Source organism: Pseudomonas protegens CHA0 (genome assembly GCF_000397205.1).
Lineage (GTDB): Bacteria > Pseudomonadota > Gammaproteobacteria > Pseudomonadales > Pseudomonadaceae > Aquipseudomonas > Aquipseudomonas protegens.
The window spans coordinates 5,849,091-5,865,801 of sequence record NC_021237.1; the positions used below are offsets into that span (position 1 = coordinate 5,849,091).

Sequence of the window (16,711 nt, forward strand, 5' to 3'; positions counted from 1 at the left end):
AGGTCTCTCCGGGCTTCGCCTCAGCGGGCGATGATCAACGGGTGCCCGCGTTCGGGATGCTCCTGCACCAGAACTTCCAGGCCGAACACCGCCTTCAGGGGCTCAGGCCGTAGTACCGCGGTCGGTGTTCCCAATGAATGCGGACGGCCGCCTTCAAGCAACAAGACCCGATCACAATAACGCGCAGCCAGATTCAGGTCATGCAGGATGACCAGCACCGCCGCCCCGCGGTCGGCAAAGGCTCGAATGGCCTGCAAGGTGACGTGCTGGTGCAAGGGGTCGAGTGCAGAAGTCGGCTCATCCAGCAGCAGGTTGTGCCCTGGCTGGCCCGGCCACAGTTGCGCCAGGACCCGCGCCAGATGCACCCGCTGGCGCTCGCCGCCGGACAGCGCGAGATAGCTGCGCCCCGACAGGTGCGCCACATCGGCAGCATTCAAAGCAGCGTTGACGATTTCCTCGTCACGCACGCGCCCGGTCTGATGGGGCAAACGCCCCAGCGCCACCACCTCCTCCACACGAAAGGCGAAATCCAGGCTCGAAGCCTGGGGCAGCACTGCCAGGCGCTGCGCACGCTCGGCGCCCGACCAATGAGCCAGTTCCTGATCATCCAGCAACACCTGTCCCTGATGAGCCGCCAGTTCACCACTCAAGCCCCCCAAGAGGCTGCTTTTACCTGCACCATTAGGGCCGAGTACTCCCAGCACCTCGCCCGGCAGCAACTGCAGGTCGATGCCAGCCAGGACGTCGTTGCCGCCGCGCCGCACATGCAGGTTCTCGACTCGCAGCATCAGGCACGTCCTCGCAACAACAGGTACAGAAAGAATGGCGCACCGATAAAGGCCGTGACGATACCGATGGGCAACTCGGCAGGCGCCAGCGCCAGGCGCGCCACCAAGTCAGCCAACAGCAGCAGGCTGGCTCCGGCCAGGATCGAGGCTGGGAGCAAGGTCCGGTGATCCGGACCGGACAACAGGCGCACCAGATGCGGCACCACCAGGCCGACAAAACCGATCATTCCCGCCGCCGCCACGGCAGCGCCCACACCCAGCGCGGTGCAGAACACCAGCTCGCGCTTGAGACCTTCGACATCGATGCCAAGATGCTTGGCCTCGGACTCGCCCAACAACAGTGCATTCAACGCCTTGGCCCGGCGCGGCAGCCACAGCGCAACCGCGGCGGTCACCAGCAGCAAGGGCCACAAGCGCTGGTAACTGGCACCATTCAGGCTGCCCAGGTTCCAGAAAGTCAGAGTGCGCAACGTGGCATCGTCCGCCAGATAGGTGAACAATCCCACCGCCGAACTGGCCAGCGCCGTCAGGGCAATCCCCGCCAGCAGCATGGTTGCCACATGGGTCTGCCCGTTGCGCCGCCCCAGGCGATACACCAGCGCCGTCACCCCCAGGCCGCCAAGGAAGGCACACAGGGAGAGCAAATAAGGGCCGACAGCCTCTGGCAGGCCGCCGAACATCGAGCCGCCAACAATGGCGATGGCCGCGCCCAATGCTGCACCACTGGAAACCCCCACCAGCCCCGGGTCCGCCAGGGGGTTGCGAAACAGCCCTTGCATGGCGACCCCGGACAGCGCCAGAACTCCGCCCACCGCAAGACCGAGCAGAGTCCGGGGCAAGCGAATCTGCCCCAGGATCAGTTCCGCCTGCTCCAGGCCCTGCCCGTCGATCGGCAATCCAAGCAGGCGCAAGGCGGCACGCAAGGTATCAAATAAGGGCAGGCTGACAGGGCCCAGGGCCAGGGACAGCCAGATCGCCACAAGGCTCAGGACACCCAGCCCGATAAACAGTGTTCGAGGCTTGACCAGACGACTCATTGGGCCGGCTTGGCCTGGGGATAAAAGGCGCTGGACAGGCGTTTCAGGCTATCAGGCAAGCGAGGGCCCAGGCCTCCCACCAGCAAGGTCGGGTCCAGTTCCACCACCCGCCCGGCCTTGGCCGCCGGTGTGGATGCCAGCAGCGGGTTCTCCTTGAACAGTGCGGCACGAGCGGCGTCACCGGTCAGGCTGCGATCGGAGAACACCAGCACATCCGGATTCAAGCCCGCCAGGGATTCGACCGAGAATGGCTTATAGCCGGTATGAGTCGCCAGGTTGCGCCCACCGGCCTGTTGCAATAGCCAATTCGCGGCGGTGTCCTTGCCGGCGATCAGGGGTTTGCCGCCGGCATGCCCGAGCAACAACAGCACCCCGGGCGCCGCGTGCTGCGCTTGAGCCTGGGCGACCCACGCCTGCTGCTGCCCAAGTTGTTGCTGATAGCCCTGGAACAGTTGCCCGGCCTGCTCTTCTCGGCCCAGCAATAGCCCCAAGTGCTGCAGGGTAGCTTGCAAGGTCGGCAAGTCGGCCTGGGCGGAAAACAGTTCGACCTTGACCCCGGCACTGCGGATCTGCGAAAGCACTGGCGGCGGCCCCATCTCCTCGGTACCCACCAGAATCTGCGGCCGCAGGCTGAGAATGCCTTCGGCCGACAACTGACGCTGATAGCCGATGCTCGGCAGCGCCTTGAGCGACTCCGGATGCTGGCTGGTGGTATCGACGCCCACCAGCTTGGACTCGGCCCCCAGAGCCGTTATCCACTCGGACAAGGCCCCACCTGCACTGACCCAACGCTGCGGCAACTCATCAGCGGTGGCCCACTGGCTCACCAGCAATCCGGCACAGAACGCAATGGCGCAGGCACTCAGGCGCATAAGAACATTTCCTTCATTAAAGTGGGGGCCCGCGCAGCTGCTGTCCATGTGACATGCCGGACAGGCCGGGCATCGAAAGGAACAAGCGCCCCGTAACGGGCGGGGCGGCCATTTGATAATTGTTTTCATTTAGCCGTCAAGCGCCGACATGTTTCATCCTGCAGCCGGAAAGAAACTGTGACAGCCTGGACGCAGAGCCTTCGGACCAAGAGGATAGCCATGAAATTTCTTTGCGCCGGCAACGATCTGCCCGAAGCCGGCAGCCGGGGCTTCCAGCTCGCGGGGCTGAAGCTGTTCGCCGTGCGGCGCGAGCAGCGAGCCTATGTCTATGCCAATCGCTGCCCGCACCGGGGAGTGGCGCTGGAGTGGCAAGCTGACCAGTTCCTCGACCCCAGCGCCAGCCTGATCCAGTGCGCCACCCATGGCGCCCTGTTTCTGATCGAGAGCGGAGAGTGCGTGGCCGGACCTTGCGCCGGCCAGTTCCTGGAGAGCATCGGCTGCCATGAAGACAGCCTGGGGATCTGGGTGGACCTCTAATCCCCGAGCAACACTTCAAGACGTCGGTCGATGCACACTTGCTCGGCCGTCAGGCACACACCATAGGCCAGCACCTCAACCCCCGCCGCGCGGGCTTCGCGCAGGGCAGCGGCGTAACCCGGATCGATCTCCTGCGCCGGCCGCACCGCGTCGATGCCCGAAAGGTTGACGCAATACAGCTGAACCGCCCGCACGCCCTCCCGGGCCAGGCTCGCCAGTTCCCGCAGATGCTTGGCGCCGCGCTGGGTCACGGCATCGGGAAACGCTGCCACCGGCGTGCCATCGAAGCCCAGGGTGACGCTTTTGACCTCGACGTACGCCGGACCGTCCGGGTAATCCAGGCGAAAATCGATGCGGCTGTTCTCTTGCCCGTAAGGCACCTCGCGCTTGAGCCCGGTGAAGCCGTTCAACTCGCTGATAAGCCCCGCCCGCAAGGCTTCTTCCACCAGCCCGTTGGCCCGCCCGGTGTTGACGCAGGCCAGGCGGCCTTGAGGGGTTTCGCTGATTTCCCAGGTGCCCGGCAACTTGCGCTTGGGGTCATTGGAGCGGCTGAACCACACCTGCCCGCCCTCGACCATGCAATTGAGCATCGAGCCGGTATTGGGGCAATGGATGGTCAACAGCTCGCCGGTGGTGGTTTCGATGTCCGCCAGGAAGCGCTTGTAACGACGCAGCAGACGCCCCTCTTCCAGGGGAGGATCGAAGCGCATCAGGCGTGCCAGCTCTGCAGGCCACGGGCGATACGCTCAACCGCCTCCTGCAGGCGTTCCAGGCTCTGGGTATAGGCAAAGCGCACATGATGGCCAGCCTGATGCCGGCCGAAGTCCAGGCCAGGGGTAAAGGCCAGGTGCTCGGTTTCCAGGAAGTGCCGGCAAAAGGCGAAGGCATCACCGCCGAAGGCGCTGATGTCCGCGTACAAATAGAACGCCCCTTCAGGCTCCACAGCGATGCCGAAGCCCAACTCACGCAAGGCTGGCAGCAGGAAATCCCGGCGGCGCCCGAACTCGGCACGGCGCTCCTCGAGGATCTCCAAGGTCTGCGGCTCGAAGCAAGCCAGCGCAGCATACTGGGCCATGCTCGGCGCACTGATATAGAGGTTCTGTGCCAGCTTTTCCAGTTCACCCACGGCTGCCGGCGGAGCTACCAGCCAGCCCAGGCGCCAGCCGGTCATGCCGAAATATTTGGAGAAACTATTCAGGACGAAAGCGCTGTCATCCACTTCCAGAACGCTGGCGGCATCGGTGCCATAGGTCAGGCCATGGTAGATCTCGTCCACCACCAGATGCCCGTTGCGAGCCTTGATCGCGGTGGACAACCCCGCCAACTCGTCCCGGCTCAGGACCGTGCCGGTGGGGTTCGCCGGCGAGGCCACCAGGGCGCCCACGCTGTCCTGATCCCAATAGCGCTCCACCAGGTCCGGCGTCAGTTGGTAACGCACATCCGGCCCCACCGGGACCAACTGCGCAGCGCCTTCCACTAGACGCAGAAAATGCCGGTTGCACGGATAACCCGGGTCCGCCAGCAGCCAGTGCTTGCCCGGGTCCACCAACAGGCTGCTGGTCAACAGCAGGGCACCGGAACCTCCGGGGGTGATCATGATCCGCTCGGGATCGATGTCCAGGCCGTAACGCTGCTGATAAAAGCCGGAAATCGCCCCTCGCAGCTCGGGAATTCCGCGGGCTGCGGTGTAGCGCGTCTTGCCGGCGCTCAGCGCGGCCTGCCCGGCCTTGATGATTGGCTCGGCGGTGGTGAAGTCCGGTTCGCCGATTTCCAGGTGAATCACATCATGCCCGGCGGCTTGCAGCTCATTGGCGCGGGCCAGCAAGGCCATGACATGGAAAGGTTCGATAGCGCGACTACGCGCACTGTAGGGCTGAGCCATTAGCCTTCCTTCATTGATTCGAGGGGGAGCAAAGGACCGATTCTACCCATCTGATCAAGCCCGGGAGAACCCAGGCAGATCCGAGCGGTCTGTTGCTTGCGCCAACTGGCGCCAACACAACCCGCAGACTTGACTAAAATCAATGATTGAACGAACCGATCAGCAAGCCATGTCAGGCTTTTCCCATATCCATGGACGAAGCAGGACATAGGCTCGACAACCGGGAGTAGCGCGCTCTGGTTTGATCTGGTAAGTTCGCCCGCTTGCAGCCGCAGGGCCGGCAAGTGTCGGAGATGGAGCAATCCTGCGCAATGGATTACAAGAGTAGAGGCGGTCCATTCATGCCCACCCAAGCAAAGCAACAGATTCAATCGATCAGCGGTTTTGAACCTTACGTTGAAACTGCGGGCGAAGAGTACATGGGCAAGCCCATGCGCGAGCACTTCACCAAGATCCTGAACAAGTGGAAACAGGACTTGATGCAGGAAGTCGACCGCACTGTTGATCACATGAAAGACGAAGCGGCCAACTTCCCCGACCCGGCTGACCGTGCCAGCCAGGAAGAAGAGTTCAGCCTCGAACTGCGGGCCCGCGATCGCGAGCGCAAGTTGATCAAGAAGATCGACAAGACCCTGCAACTGATCGAAGACGAAGAATACGGCTGGTGCGAATCCTGCGGCGTCGAGATCGGTATCCGCCGGCTGGAAGCCCGCCCAACCGCCGACATGTGCGTCGACTGCAAGACACTGGCGGAAATCAAGGAAAAACAGGTCGGCAAATAATCGCCGGCTGGAACCTGAAACGGAGCGTACCCACGCTCCGTTTTCGTTTCTGCCTTCCCTGCAAGAGCAAGCCCGCTCGCCAAAGCGATCCCCCGGCACCATCGTCACCCCGGGGCCAGACGAAGTAACATCCGCTCCATGACTGCCTCCACCTCTTCCTCGTACATCGGGCGCTTCGCCCCCACTCCCAGCGGCTATCTGCATTTCGGCTCTCTGGTTGCCGCGCTTGCCTCCTATCTTGATGCCCGCGCCGTCGGCGGCCGCTGGCTGCTGCGCATGGAGGACCTTGACCCGCCTCGGGAAGAGCCCGGTGCCCAGGCGGCCATTCTCAAGGCTCTGGAAAGCTACGGCTTCGAATGGGACGGGCAGATGATCCGCCAGAGCGATCGCCACGACGCCTATGGCGAAGTCCTCAATCGCCTGTTCCAGCAGGGCCTGGCCTATGCCTGCACCTGTTCGCGCAAACAGCTGGAGCCCTACCATGGCATTTACCCGGGACTGTGCCGCAACCTCGGCCACGCCCAGGACGACGCCGCGATCCGCCTGCGGGTACCCGAACTGGAGTATCGCTTCGTCGACCGGGTCCAGGGCGAATACCGCCAGCACCTGGGCCGGGAAGTGGGGGACTTCGTGATCCGCCGCCGCGACGGTCTCTACGCTTACCAACTGGCCGTGGTGCTCGACGATGCCTGGCAAGGCATCACTGATATCGTGCGCGGCGCCGACCTGCTGGATTCCACACCGCGCCAGCTGTACCTGCAGGAACTGCTGGGCCTTTCCCAGCCCCGCTACTTGCATGTACCGCTGATCACCCAGCCGGACGGGCACAAACTGGGCAAGTCCTACCGCTCGCCCCCGCTGACCGAGGATCAGGCCCCGCCCCTGCTGCTGCGCGCCCTGCGGGCACTGGGCCAGAAGCCACCGGCCGACCTCGATGGCGCCAGCGTCGCGCAGATAATGGCCTGGGGCATGGCCCACTGGGATGCCGCCCTGATTCCACGCACACTGAGCGTGCCGGAAGCGCAATTAAGCTGACGCCACTTGCAGCTTGGCGCCCATCCGTTACCATCGCCGCACGTTTTCGGGCACGCACACAATAAAGAGAGGCCGAGATGTACATCTATCGCTTGGTCCTGCTCCTGGTAGTGGGGATCTATCTGTTCTCCCCCGCCATCATGGATTGGTGGATCGATGCTACTGGCGCCTGGTATCGCCCGTATCTGCTCTGGCTGATTCTGATCGTCGTGACCTTCATCCTGCAGAGCCAAAAAGATGCCGATGAGCTTTAGCCTGCCCCAGATGATCCTGATCAGCGCCGCCTACCTGGCGGTGCTGTTCGGCGTTGCCTGGATCAGTGAGCGCGGGATGATCCCCCGCTCGATCATTCGCCACCCGCTGACCTACACCCTGTCACTCGGGGTCTATGCCAGTGCCTGGGCGTTCTACGGCACGGTTGGCCTGGCCTACCAGTACGGCTATGGCTTCCTGTCCAGTTACCTGGGGGTTTCCGGGGCCTTCCTGCTGGCACCGGTACTGCTCTACCCGATCCTGAAAATCACCCGCACCTACCAGCTGTCATCCCTGGCCGACCTGTTCGCCTTCCGTTTTCGCAGTACCTGGGCCGGTGCGCTGACCACGATCTTCATGCTGATCGGCGTGCTGCCATTACTGGCGCTGCAGATCCAGGCCGTGGCCGACTCCATTGGCATTCTCACCCACGAGCCGGTGCAGCATCGGGTGGCGCTGAGCTTTTGCGCGCTGATCACCTTGTTCACGATCTTCTTCGGCTCGCGGCATATCGCCACCCGGGAAAAACATGAAGGCCTGGTGTTCGCCATTGCCTTCGAATCGGTGATCAAGCTGATCGCCATTGGCGGTGTCGGCCTGTACGCGCTGTACGGGGTATTCGACGGCCCGCAACAGCTGGAACTCTGGCTGCTGCAGAACCAGACTGCCCTTGCCGCACTGCATACACCCCTTCAGGAAGGCCCGTGGCGCACCCTGCTACTGGTGTTCTTCGCCTCGGCGATCGTCATGCCGCACATGTACCACATGACCTTTACCGAGAACCTCAACCCTCGCGCCCTGGTCAGCGCCAGTTGGGGGCTGCCGCTGTTCCTGCTGCTGATGAGCCTGGCAGTGCCGCTGATTCTCTGGGCCGGCCTCAAGCTCGGCGCTACCACCAACCCGGAATACTTCACCCTGGGCATCGGCATCGCCGCCAACAGCCCGGCCCTGGCTCTGCTGGCCTATGTCGGCGGGCTGTCGGCCGCCAGCGGCCTGATCATCGTCACCACCCTGGCGCTCTCGGGGATGGCCCTGAACCACCTGGTGCTGCCGCTCTACCAGCCGCCGGCGGAGGGCAACATCTACCGCTGGCTGAAGTGGACCCGCCGCGCCCTGATCGTCGCCATTATCATGGCCGGCTACGCCTTCTACCTGCTGCTGGGCGCCGAGCAGGACCTGGCCAACCTGGGGATCGTGGCCTTCGTCGCCACCCTGCAATTTCTTCCGGGCGTGCTGTCGGTACTGTACTGGCCGACCGCCAACCGCCGGGGCTTCATCGCCGGCCTGCTGGCGGGGATCCTGGTGTGGCTGGTGACCATGCTGCTGCCGTTGATCGGCAACCTGCAGGGTTTCTACATCCCGCTGCTGAACATGATCTACGTCCTGGACGACACCAGTTGGCATATGGCGGCCATCGCCTCGCTGGCGGCCAACGTCCTGATGTTCACCCTGATCTCGCTGTTCACCAATGCCAGCACCGAGGAGGCCAGCGCCGCCGAAGCCTGTGCCGTGGACAACGTGCGCCGTCCGCAGCGCCGGGAACTGCACGCCGCCTCGCCCCAGGAGTTCGCCACCCAACTGGCCAAGCCGCTGGGGGCCAAGGCAGCCCAGAAGGAAGTGGAGCAGGCCCTGCGAGATCTGTATCTGCCCTTTGACGAACGCCGACCTTACGCCCTGCGGCGCCTGCGCGACCGCATCGAAGCCAACCTGTCCGGATTGATGGGCCCCAGCGTCGCCCAGGACATGGTGGAAACCTTCCTGCCCTACAAGGCCGGTGGAGAAAACTACGTCACCGAGGACATCCACTTCATCGAAAGCCGGCTGGAGGACTACCACTCACGCCTCACCGGCCTGGCCGCCGAGCTCGATGCCCTGCGCCGCTATCACCGGCAAACCCTGCAAGAGCTGCCGATGGGGGTCTGCTCCCTGGCCAAGGACCAGGAGATCCTCATGTGGAACAAGGCCATGGAGGAGCTCACCGGCATACCAGCCCAGCACGTGGTGGGCTCACGCCTGAGCACCATTACCAACCCGTGGAAGGACCTGCTGCAGGGCTTTATCAACCTGCCGGACGAACACTTGCACAAACAGCACCTGGCCCTCGATGGCCAGACCCGCTGGCTGAACCTGCACAAGGCCGCCATCGATGAGCCTCTGGCCCCGGGCAACAGCGGCCTGGTACTGCTGGTGGAAGACCTGACCGAAACCCAGACCCTGGAAGACAAGCTGGTGCACTCCGAACGCTTGGCCAGCATCGGGCGCCTGGCGGCCGGGGTGGCCCATGAGATCGGCAACCCGATTACCGGCATCGCCTGCCTGGCGCAGAACCTGCGCGAAGAACGGGAAGAGGACGGCGAACTGACGGAAATCAGCGAGCAGATCCTCGAACAGACCAAACGCATCTCGCGTATCGTCCAGTCGCTGATGAGCTTCGCCCACGCCGGCAGCCATCAGCACAACGACGAGGCGGTGTGCCTGGCCGAAGTGGCCCAGGACGCCATTGGCCTGCTGGCGTTGAACCGGCGCAATTTCGAGGTGCAGTTCTTCAACCTGTGCGATCCCGACCACTGGGTCGACGGTGATCCCCAGCGCCTTGCCCAGGTACTGATCAACCTCCTTTCCAACGCCCGCGACGCCTCCCCTCCTGGCAGCGCGGTACGCGTCAAGAGCGAGGCTTTCGAGCACACGGTCGACCTGATCGTGGAGGACGAAGGCAGCGGCATTCCGAAGAACATCATGGACCGATTGTTCGAACCGTTTTTCACCACCAAGGACCCTGGGGAAGGCACCGGTCTGGGCCTTGCACTGGTCTATTCCATCGTTGAAGAGCATTATGGACAAATCACCATCGACAGCCCGGCCGATCCTCAAAGCCAACGCGGCACCCGTATCCGGGTGACTTTACCGCGTCATGTCGAAGCGACGTCCGCTGTGAACTGAGACCGTCGAGAGAATTGAATCAATGCCGCATATTCTGATCGTCGAAGACGAAACCATTATCCGCTCCGCCCTGCGCCGCCTGCTGGAACGCAACCAGTACCAGGTCAGCGAAGCCGGCTCAGTGCAGGAGGCACAGGAACGCTTCAGCATTCCCACTTTCGATCTGATCGTCAGTGACTTGCGCCTGCCAGGCGCCCCGGGCACCGAATTGATCAAGCTCGGCCAGGGCACTCCGGTGCTGATCATGACCAGCTACGCCAGCCTGCGCTCAGCCGTGGACTCGATGAAAATGGGCGCGGTGGACTACATCGCCAAGCCGTTCGATCACGATGAAATGCTCCAGGCCGTGGCGCGGATCCTGCGGGATCGGCAAAGCGCCGAAAATGCCCCGCCAGACCGTCCGGCCGCCAAGGCTGGCGCCACTGCGGAGCGGGCCGGTGCGGGCAACAACAATGGCGAAATCGGCATCATCGGTTCCTGCGCTCCCATGCAGGATCTGTACAGCAAGATCCGCAAAGTGGCGCCCACTGACTCCAATGTACTGATTCAGGGTGAATCCGGTACCGGCAAGGAACTGGTAGCCCGGGCCCTGCACAACCTGTCCAAGCGTGCCAAGGCACCGATGATTTCGGTGAACTGCGCAGCCATTCCGGAAACTCTGATCGAGTCCGAACTGTTCGGCCACGAGAAAGGCGCGTTCACCGGCGCCAGCGCCGGCCGTGCCGGCCTGGTAGAAGCTGCGGACGGCGGCACCCTGTTCCTCGACGAGATTGGCGAGCTACCGCTGGAGGCGCAGGCGCGATTGCTGCGAGTACTGCAGGAAGGCGAGATCCGCCGTGTCGGCTCGGTACAGTCACAGAAAGTCGATGTGCGCCTGATTGCAGCCACTCACCGCGACCTGAAAAGCCTGTCGAAAATAGGCCAGTTCCGTGAAGACCTGTACTACCGCCTGCACGTGATTGCCCTGAAACTGCCGGCCCTGCGTGAGCGCGGTGCAGACGTCAATGAAATTGCCAATGCCTTTCTGGCCCGCCAGAGCGCGCGCGTCGGCCGCACGGACCTTAAGTTCGCCGCCGATGCAGAACAGGCCATCCGCCATTACTCCTGGCCGGGGAACGTGCGCGAACTGGAGAACGCTGTCGAGCGTGCGGTCATTCTGTGCGAAAGCCCGGAAATCTCGGCCGACCTGCTGGGCATCGACATCGAACTGAGCGACCTGGAAGACGACGACTTCGTCGGCCTGCCCCCACAAGCGGGTAACACCAGCCACGAACCGACCGAAGACCTGTCCCTGGAGGACTACTTCCAGCACTTCGTCCTCGAACACCAGGACCACATGACCGAGACCGAGCTGGCACGCAAACTGGGCGTCAGCCGCAAGTGCCTGTGGGAACGTCGTCAGCGCCTGGGCATCCCACGGCGCAAGAGCGGGGTCGCCAGCGAAAGCTGAACTACGGCTGACGAAAACGCGGGTAACACTCGCTTTTGTGAAAAAAACTGTTACCTGCTCCATCGCACGTAACAGGAACCGGGGCTAAAGGTAACGAAGCCCCGGTTTTTTTTGCCCTGAAAAACACCCAACGGCACGCCTAACCCCTTGTTTTACTGGGGATCTCAAAAGTTGGCACGGCACCTGCTATATGTTTGGTACAAGAACAATAACAAGCAATGCACAAGACAATAAAAATAAGACGAATCGACTCACGCATAATAAAAACAACACGGCGGAGGCGCAGCTAACTGATTCTTTTGGAGAGGCGTTGTATTTGGGGCTTGCCCCACAACCAGGCCGAGAACAACAAAAACTGCCCTAAGGCAGAGCCTGAACTGGTTGGATCGAAAGGTCATTGCAACTCAGCGATCAAAGCAATCCGTTTGCTCTTGGCTCCCGATTGGGAGGGTCATCCTGGGTAAACCAGATGACAAGGGCGTTTAACAAAAACAAGAAGCCCGAAACCAATAATAAAAATAGAGCACGCAACTATTCTGGGGGAGCTTCGGCTCCCCTTGTGGTTTCCGGAATTCGTGTTTTCACTCCCCCGCCCCCATCCAACCTCGCCAAACCGCAGCTCAGCGCCAGCCTGTACAAGTCGCGGCAGCTTCCTACACCATCCTTCGACTAAATGCTAGAATCCCCGCCCATCATGCGGCCACTCTTCGTTTTGGCCGAATATTCCTTCAAACAGTGCATCCCATGCTGAAGAAGCTGTTCCAGTCATTCCGTTCTCCCTTGCGTCGTACGCAACATAAACGCAGCACGCCTGAAGTGCTCAATAGCAGCCAGCATTCGCTGCAACGTGCCCAGTTCAGCCGGTATGCGGTGAATATCGTCGAACGCCTGCAGAACGCCGGCTACCAGGCCTACCTGGTGGGTGGCTGCGTGCGCGACATGCTGCTCAATATCACCCCCAAGGACTTCGACGTCGCCACCAGCGCCACGCCGGAACAGGTCAAGGCCGAGTTCCGTAACGCGCGCATCATTGGCCGGCGTTTCAAGCTGGTGCACATCCACTTCGGTCGCGAAATCATCGAAGTTGCGACTTTCCGCGCCAATCACCCGCAAAACGAAGACGACGAGGACAGTAACCAGTCATCGCGCAACGAAAGCGGGCGGATCCTGCGGGACAACGTCTATGGCACCCTGGAAGAGGACGCGCAACGTCGCGACTTCACCATCAATGCCCTGTACTACGATCCGGTCAGCGAACGCATTCTCGATTACGCCAATGGCGTACACGACATTCGCAACAACCTGATCCGCCTGATCGGCGATCCTCGCCAGCGTTATCAGGAAGACCCGGTACGTATGCTTCGAGCAGTACGCTTTGCAGCAAAACTGAACTTCGGCATCGAGAAACACACCGCCGCGCCCATTCGCGAACTGGCACCGATGCTGCGGGAAATCCCCTCGGCGCGCCTGTTCGAAGAAGTGCTCAAGCTGTTCCTCTCCGGCTACGCGGCGGACACCTTCGAAATGCTGGTGGACCTGCAACTGTTCGACCCGTTGTTCCCGGCCAGCGCCGAAGCCCTGGAGTACAACCCGACCTACACCCATACGCTGATCAGCGAAGCCTTGGTCAACACCGACCTGCGGATCAAGCAGAACAAGCCGGTGACCCCAGCCTTCCTGTTCGCCGCCCTGCTCTGGCCAGCCCTGCCGGCCCGGGTGCTGCGCCTGCAGGAGCGTGGCATGCCGCCGATTCCGGCCATGCAGGAAGCCGCCCACGAGCTGATCGCCGAACAGTGCCAGCGCATCGCTATTCCCAAGCGTTTCACCATGCCGATCCGCGAAATCTGGGATATGCAGGAACGCCTGCCACGGCGCAGCGGCAAGCGCGCCGACCAGTTGCTGGACAATCCGCGCTTCCGCGCCGGCTACGACTTCCTGCTGCTGCGCGAAAGCGCCGGCGAGCAGACCGATGGCCTGGGAGAATGGTGGACCGACTATCAGGACGCCAATGACGCCGAACGCCGCGACATGATCCGCGACCTCAGCGGCAAGGAAGACGCCAGTGGCGCGCCACGCAAGCGCCGGCGCAGCAGCGGTGCCAAGCGCAAGCGCAGCAGCGGCGCATCGGGCGAGTAATAGATGGAACGCATCTACATCGGCATGGGCAGCAATCTGGCAGCCCCTGAAGCACAACTGCGCAGTGCCACCGAGGCCCTCGCGCAGTTGCCCGAAAGCCGCCTGCACGGCGTATCGGCCTTCTACCAGAGCGACTCATTGCTCCCAGGCCAGCCACGCTATACCAACGCCGTCGCGGCGCTGGACAGCGCGCTGGCGCCGCTAGCCCTGCTGGACGCCTTGCAGGCCATCGAAAACCAGCAAGGCCGCGAGCGAAATGAGCGCTGGGGCCCACGTACCCTGGATCTGGACATCCTGTTGTTCGGCGATCGACTGATCGACGAACCCCGCCTCAAAGTCCCCCATTACCACATGCAGGCGCGCCCCTTCGTGCTCTACCCGTTGGCGGAACTGGCCCCTGCCGACCTGCAACTGGCTGACGGCCGCACCCTGCACGAACTGCTCGCTGCCTGCCCATTTGTCGGCCTGGAACGCCTGGCCTGACCGCTGAAACGCATCAGTAACGGCGGTAACACTGGCAGCGTAACAATGCGGTAACACATCTAATTGACTTCCCGAGTTCTCCTCACGACTATAGGCGTCCCGTTGCCGCCATCACGGCGCTAAAGGGCGCAATTCAAGTGAGGCCGGTTCGCGGCGAGCCCGGGAAACGCCAGGCAGGGGCAGTTGTGCAACGGCGGTGGCACCCGCTGGCATGGCACCTCTTCTGGGCACAGAATGATGGGCCCGACGCCACAGGCGCGACTCCCGCAAGCCCGTTCAAATCGCTTGGAACCAGGCTGTATAAGCACGACAAAAGACCGTGCGCCTGAATAACGAAGAATCACGCGCGTTACTCGCAGTAGTTTCCAAAGCGCCTGAAATGAGGACCCCTTTCATGCCAGATATCACTCTGACCACCCTGCAAAGCCTCAAGCAGAAAGGTGAGAAAATCACCATGCTGACCTGCTACGACGCCACCTTCGCCCACACCTGCTGCGAGGCAGGCGTCGAAGTCCTGCTGGTAGGCGACTCCCTGGGCATGGTGCTGCAAGGACACGACAGCACCCTGCCCGTCAGCACCGCTGACATGGCCTATCACGTCGCGGCGGTCAAGCGCGGCAACAACGGGGCACTGATCCTGGCCGACCTGCCATTCATGTCCTACGCCACCACTGAACAGGCCCTGAGCAGTTCGGCCCAGCTGATGCAGGCCGGCGCCCATATGCTCAAGATCGAAGGCGCAGCCTGGCTGGCCGAGCCGGTGCGCCTGCTGAACGAGCGTGGAGTGCCGGTCTGCGTGCACATGGGGCTGACGCCACAGACCGTGAACGTTCTGGGCGGCTACAAGGTGCAGGGCCGCAATGAAAGCCAGGCGCGGCAGATGCGTGCCGATGCCATCGCCCTGGAGCAGGCCGGCGCGGCAATGCTGCTGCTGGAGTGCGTGCCCAGCGAGCTGGCGGCGGAAATCACCCAGGCGGTGAAGATCCCGGTAATAGGTATCGGTGCCGGCAGTGCTACCGACGGCCAGGTCCTGGTGCTCCACGACATGCTGGGGCTGTCCCTCAGCGGCCGCTCGCCGAAGTTCGTGAAGAACTTCATGGCAGGCAAGGACAGTATCCAGGCCGCCTTGAGCGCCTATGTCGAAGAAGTCAAAGCCGTCACCTTCCCTGGCGCCGAACACGGGTTCTCTGCATGAATACAGTCAAAACCGTGCGCGAATTGCGCGCCGCGGTCGCCCGCGCGCGCAGTGAGGGCAAGCGGATCGGCTTCGTGCCCACCATGGGCAACCTGCACAGTGGCCACGCCGCCCTGGTGGCCAAAGCCGCCCAGCGGGTGGACTTCGTGGTCGCCAGCATCTTCGTCAACCCACTGCAGTTCGGTGCCGGCGAAGACCTGGACAAGTACCCACGCACCCTCGCCGCCGACCAGGAAAAATTGCTGGAAGCCGGTTGCCACCTGCTGTTTGCCCCCACCGTCGAAGAAATGTACCCCGACGGCATGGCCGGGCAGACCCGGGTCAGCGTTCCCCAGCTATCCGAAGGCCTGTGCGGCGCCAGCCGTCCCGGGCATTTCGAAGGCGTGGCTACAGTGGTCAGCAAGCTGTTCAACATGGTCCAGCCCGATCTCGCGGTGTTTGGCCAGAAGGACTACCAGCAGTTGGCAGTGATTCGGGCCCTGGTGCACGACCTGAACATGCCGATCCAGATCATCGGTGAGCCAACGGTACGTGCCGCCGACGGCCTCGCCCTGTCGTCGCGCAACGGCTACCTGAGCGAAGAGCAGCGCGCTATCGCCCCGGTGCTGTACCGCAGCCTGAGCCAGATTGCCCAGGCCATCAGGAACGGCGAACGCGACTATCCCAAGCTTGTGGCCGAACAACAGCAGCAGCTTGAAGCCGCCGGTCTGCGCCGTGACTACCTGGAAATCCGCCAGGCACAGAACCTGCGTCCAGCCACCGCGCAAGACCGTGAACTGGTGATTCTTGTGGCAGCCTATCTGGGCGCGACACGGTTGATCGACAACCTGCACCTGGACCTCGACACACCGGCATGAACGCCCGATTGCCCGAACTCCAACCTTCGGGCAAACTGCCGCCGGCTGGGGCCTGCAGCCCATGACTGCGGGCCCCGTTCAAGGATCCGCCCCAGGGAACACCCCATGTACACCATCATGTTCAAGGCCAAGGTCGGTGATCGAGCGACCCTCTGTACCTATGCTCCCTGCAGTGAAGCCGAACCGCTCGGTTCCAGGCCGCGCATGCTGCACATGGCCCCTGGCAATGAGCAGAGCCTTACCAGCCCTGCGATTGCGGATCAGGTCGCCTGACGCTTCCCCCTATTTCTACCCATTGAAAACCCGAATCCAGACCAGGCAGGCCCGCTGAGTACAAAATAGTACTGGCCACCAGTCGGACAAAGCCAAGACAGAACAGCACGCCGGGGTTACTGTTATCCCCCCGAGTGATTAAACGTATCAGCACAAGGCCGGCCCAACGGGTCCTTGAGACCGCGCAGGACG

The 16,711-nt window shown here is 62.6% G+C and carries 16 protein-coding genes; 11 read left to right on the forward strand and 5 right to left on the reverse strand.

Annotated features, from left to right (window positions below; genetic code table 11):
* Positions 1–20: 20 nt before the first annotated feature.
* The 3 genes from PFLCHA0_RS26105 to PFLCHA0_RS26115 are packed head-to-tail and all read right to left on the reverse strand — an operon-like array spanning position 21 to position 2,697.
* Entirely contained in the window at positions 21–788 is a 768-nt protein-coding gene (locus PFLCHA0_RS26105; RefSeq protein WP_015637053.1) for a heme ABC transporter ATP-binding protein, read from the reverse strand.
* Positions 788–1,825, reverse strand: a complete 1,038-nt coding sequence (locus PFLCHA0_RS26110) for a FecCD family ABC transporter permease (RefSeq protein ID WP_015637054.1) — start codon at positions 1,823–1,825, stop codon at positions 788–790. The genes PFLCHA0_RS26105 and PFLCHA0_RS26110 overlap by 1 nt, the downstream gene beginning before the upstream one ends.
* Positions 1,822–2,697 (reverse strand): heme/hemin ABC transporter substrate-binding protein, encoded by an 876-nt coding sequence (locus PFLCHA0_RS26115; protein WP_015637055.1) that lies wholly within the window; start codon positions 2,695–2,697, stop codon positions 1,822–1,824. The genes PFLCHA0_RS26110 and PFLCHA0_RS26115 overlap by 4 nt, the downstream gene beginning before the upstream one ends.
* A 219-nt stretch (positions 2,698–2,916) precedes the next feature.
* Here PFLCHA0_RS26115 and PFLCHA0_RS26120 point away from each other — a divergent pair, with 219 nt between their 5' ends.
* Complete coding sequence (locus tag PFLCHA0_RS26120) at positions 2,917–3,234, forward strand: Rieske (2Fe-2S) protein (RefSeq protein ID WP_015637056.1); 318 nt, start codon at positions 2,917–2,919, stop codon at positions 3,232–3,234.
* On the opposite strand, the gene sfsA is transcribed toward PFLCHA0_RS26120, so the two are convergent.
* Positions 3,231–3,944, reverse strand: a complete 714-nt coding sequence (gene sfsA / locus PFLCHA0_RS26125) for a DNA/RNA nuclease SfsA (RefSeq protein ID WP_015637057.1) — start codon at positions 3,942–3,944, stop codon at positions 3,231–3,233. The two genes, PFLCHA0_RS26120 and sfsA, sit on opposite strands and share 4 nt — an antisense overlap.
* Positions 3,944–5,116 carry a pyridoxal phosphate-dependent aminotransferase gene (locus PFLCHA0_RS26130; RefSeq protein WP_011063503.1) on the reverse strand — a complete coding sequence of 391 codons (1,173 nt, stop codon included), beginning with the start codon at positions 5,114–5,116 and terminating at the stop codon, positions 3,944–3,946. The genes sfsA and PFLCHA0_RS26130 overlap by 1 nt, the downstream gene beginning before the upstream one ends.
* 341 nt (positions 5,117–5,457) lie before the next feature.
* Here PFLCHA0_RS26130 and dksA point away from each other — a divergent pair, with 341 nt between their 5' ends.
* From dksA to PFLCHA0_RS26180, 10 genes are all read left to right on the forward strand, one after another.
* Positions 5,458–5,898: an RNA polymerase-binding protein DksA gene (gene dksA / locus PFLCHA0_RS26135; RefSeq protein ID WP_011063504.1), complete on the forward strand. Its 441-nt coding sequence runs from the start codon at positions 5,458–5,460 to the stop codon at positions 5,896–5,898.
* Between the two features lie 138 nt (positions 5,899–6,036).
* Positions 6,037–6,933, forward strand: a complete 897-nt coding sequence (gene gluQRS / locus PFLCHA0_RS26140; RefSeq protein ID WP_011063505.1) for a tRNA glutamyl-Q(34) synthetase GluQRS — start codon at positions 6,037–6,039, stop codon at positions 6,931–6,933.
* 77 nt (positions 6,934–7,010) lie between these two features.
* The gene (locus PFLCHA0_RS31760) at positions 7,011–7,187 is read left to right on the forward strand and encodes a hypothetical protein (protein ID WP_003176118.1); all 177 of its coding nucleotides are present in this window, start codon (positions 7,011–7,013) and stop codon (positions 7,185–7,187) included.
* Positions 7,171–10,125, forward strand: a complete 2,955-nt coding sequence (locus PFLCHA0_RS26150; protein ID WP_015637059.1) for a sensor histidine kinase — start codon at positions 7,171–7,173, stop codon at positions 10,123–10,125. The genes PFLCHA0_RS31760 and PFLCHA0_RS26150 overlap by 17 nt, the downstream gene beginning before the upstream one ends.
* Before the next feature lie 22 nt (positions 10,126–10,147).
* On the forward strand, positions 10,148–11,575 hold the full coding sequence (locus PFLCHA0_RS26155; RefSeq protein ID WP_011063508.1) for a sigma-54-dependent transcriptional regulator: 1,428 nt from the start codon (positions 10,148–10,150) through the stop codon (positions 11,573–11,575).
* A gap of 744 nt (positions 11,576–12,319) precedes the next feature.
* The gene (locus PFLCHA0_RS26160) at positions 12,320–13,711 is read left to right on the forward strand and encodes a polynucleotide adenylyltransferase PcnB (protein ID WP_011063509.1); all 1,392 of its coding nucleotides are present in this window, start codon (positions 12,320–12,322) and stop codon (positions 13,709–13,711) included.
* 3 nt (positions 13,712–13,714) lie between these two features.
* Positions 13,715–14,194, forward strand: a complete 480-nt coding sequence (gene folK / locus PFLCHA0_RS26165; protein ID WP_015637060.1) for a 2-amino-4-hydroxy-6-hydroxymethyldihydropteridine diphosphokinase — start codon at positions 13,715–13,717, stop codon at positions 14,192–14,194.
* Positions 14,195–14,588: 394 nt separating this feature from the next.
* Positions 14,589–15,389, forward strand: coding sequence for a 3-methyl-2-oxobutanoate hydroxymethyltransferase (gene panB / locus PFLCHA0_RS26170; RefSeq protein ID WP_015637061.1), 801 nt, complete (start codon positions 14,589–14,591; stop codon positions 15,387–15,389).
* Positions 15,386–16,246, forward strand: a complete 861-nt coding sequence (gene panC, locus PFLCHA0_RS26175; protein WP_011063512.1) for a pantoate--beta-alanine ligase — start codon at positions 15,386–15,388, stop codon at positions 16,244–16,246. The genes panB and panC overlap by 4 nt, the downstream gene beginning before the upstream one ends.
* A 105-nt stretch (positions 16,247–16,351) precedes the next feature.
* The gene (locus tag PFLCHA0_RS26180; protein ID WP_015637062.1) at positions 16,352–16,519 is read left to right on the forward strand and encodes a hypothetical protein; all 168 of its coding nucleotides are present in this window, start codon (positions 16,352–16,354) and stop codon (positions 16,517–16,519) included.
* The last annotated feature ends 192 nt before the right edge of the window (positions 16,520–16,711 follow it).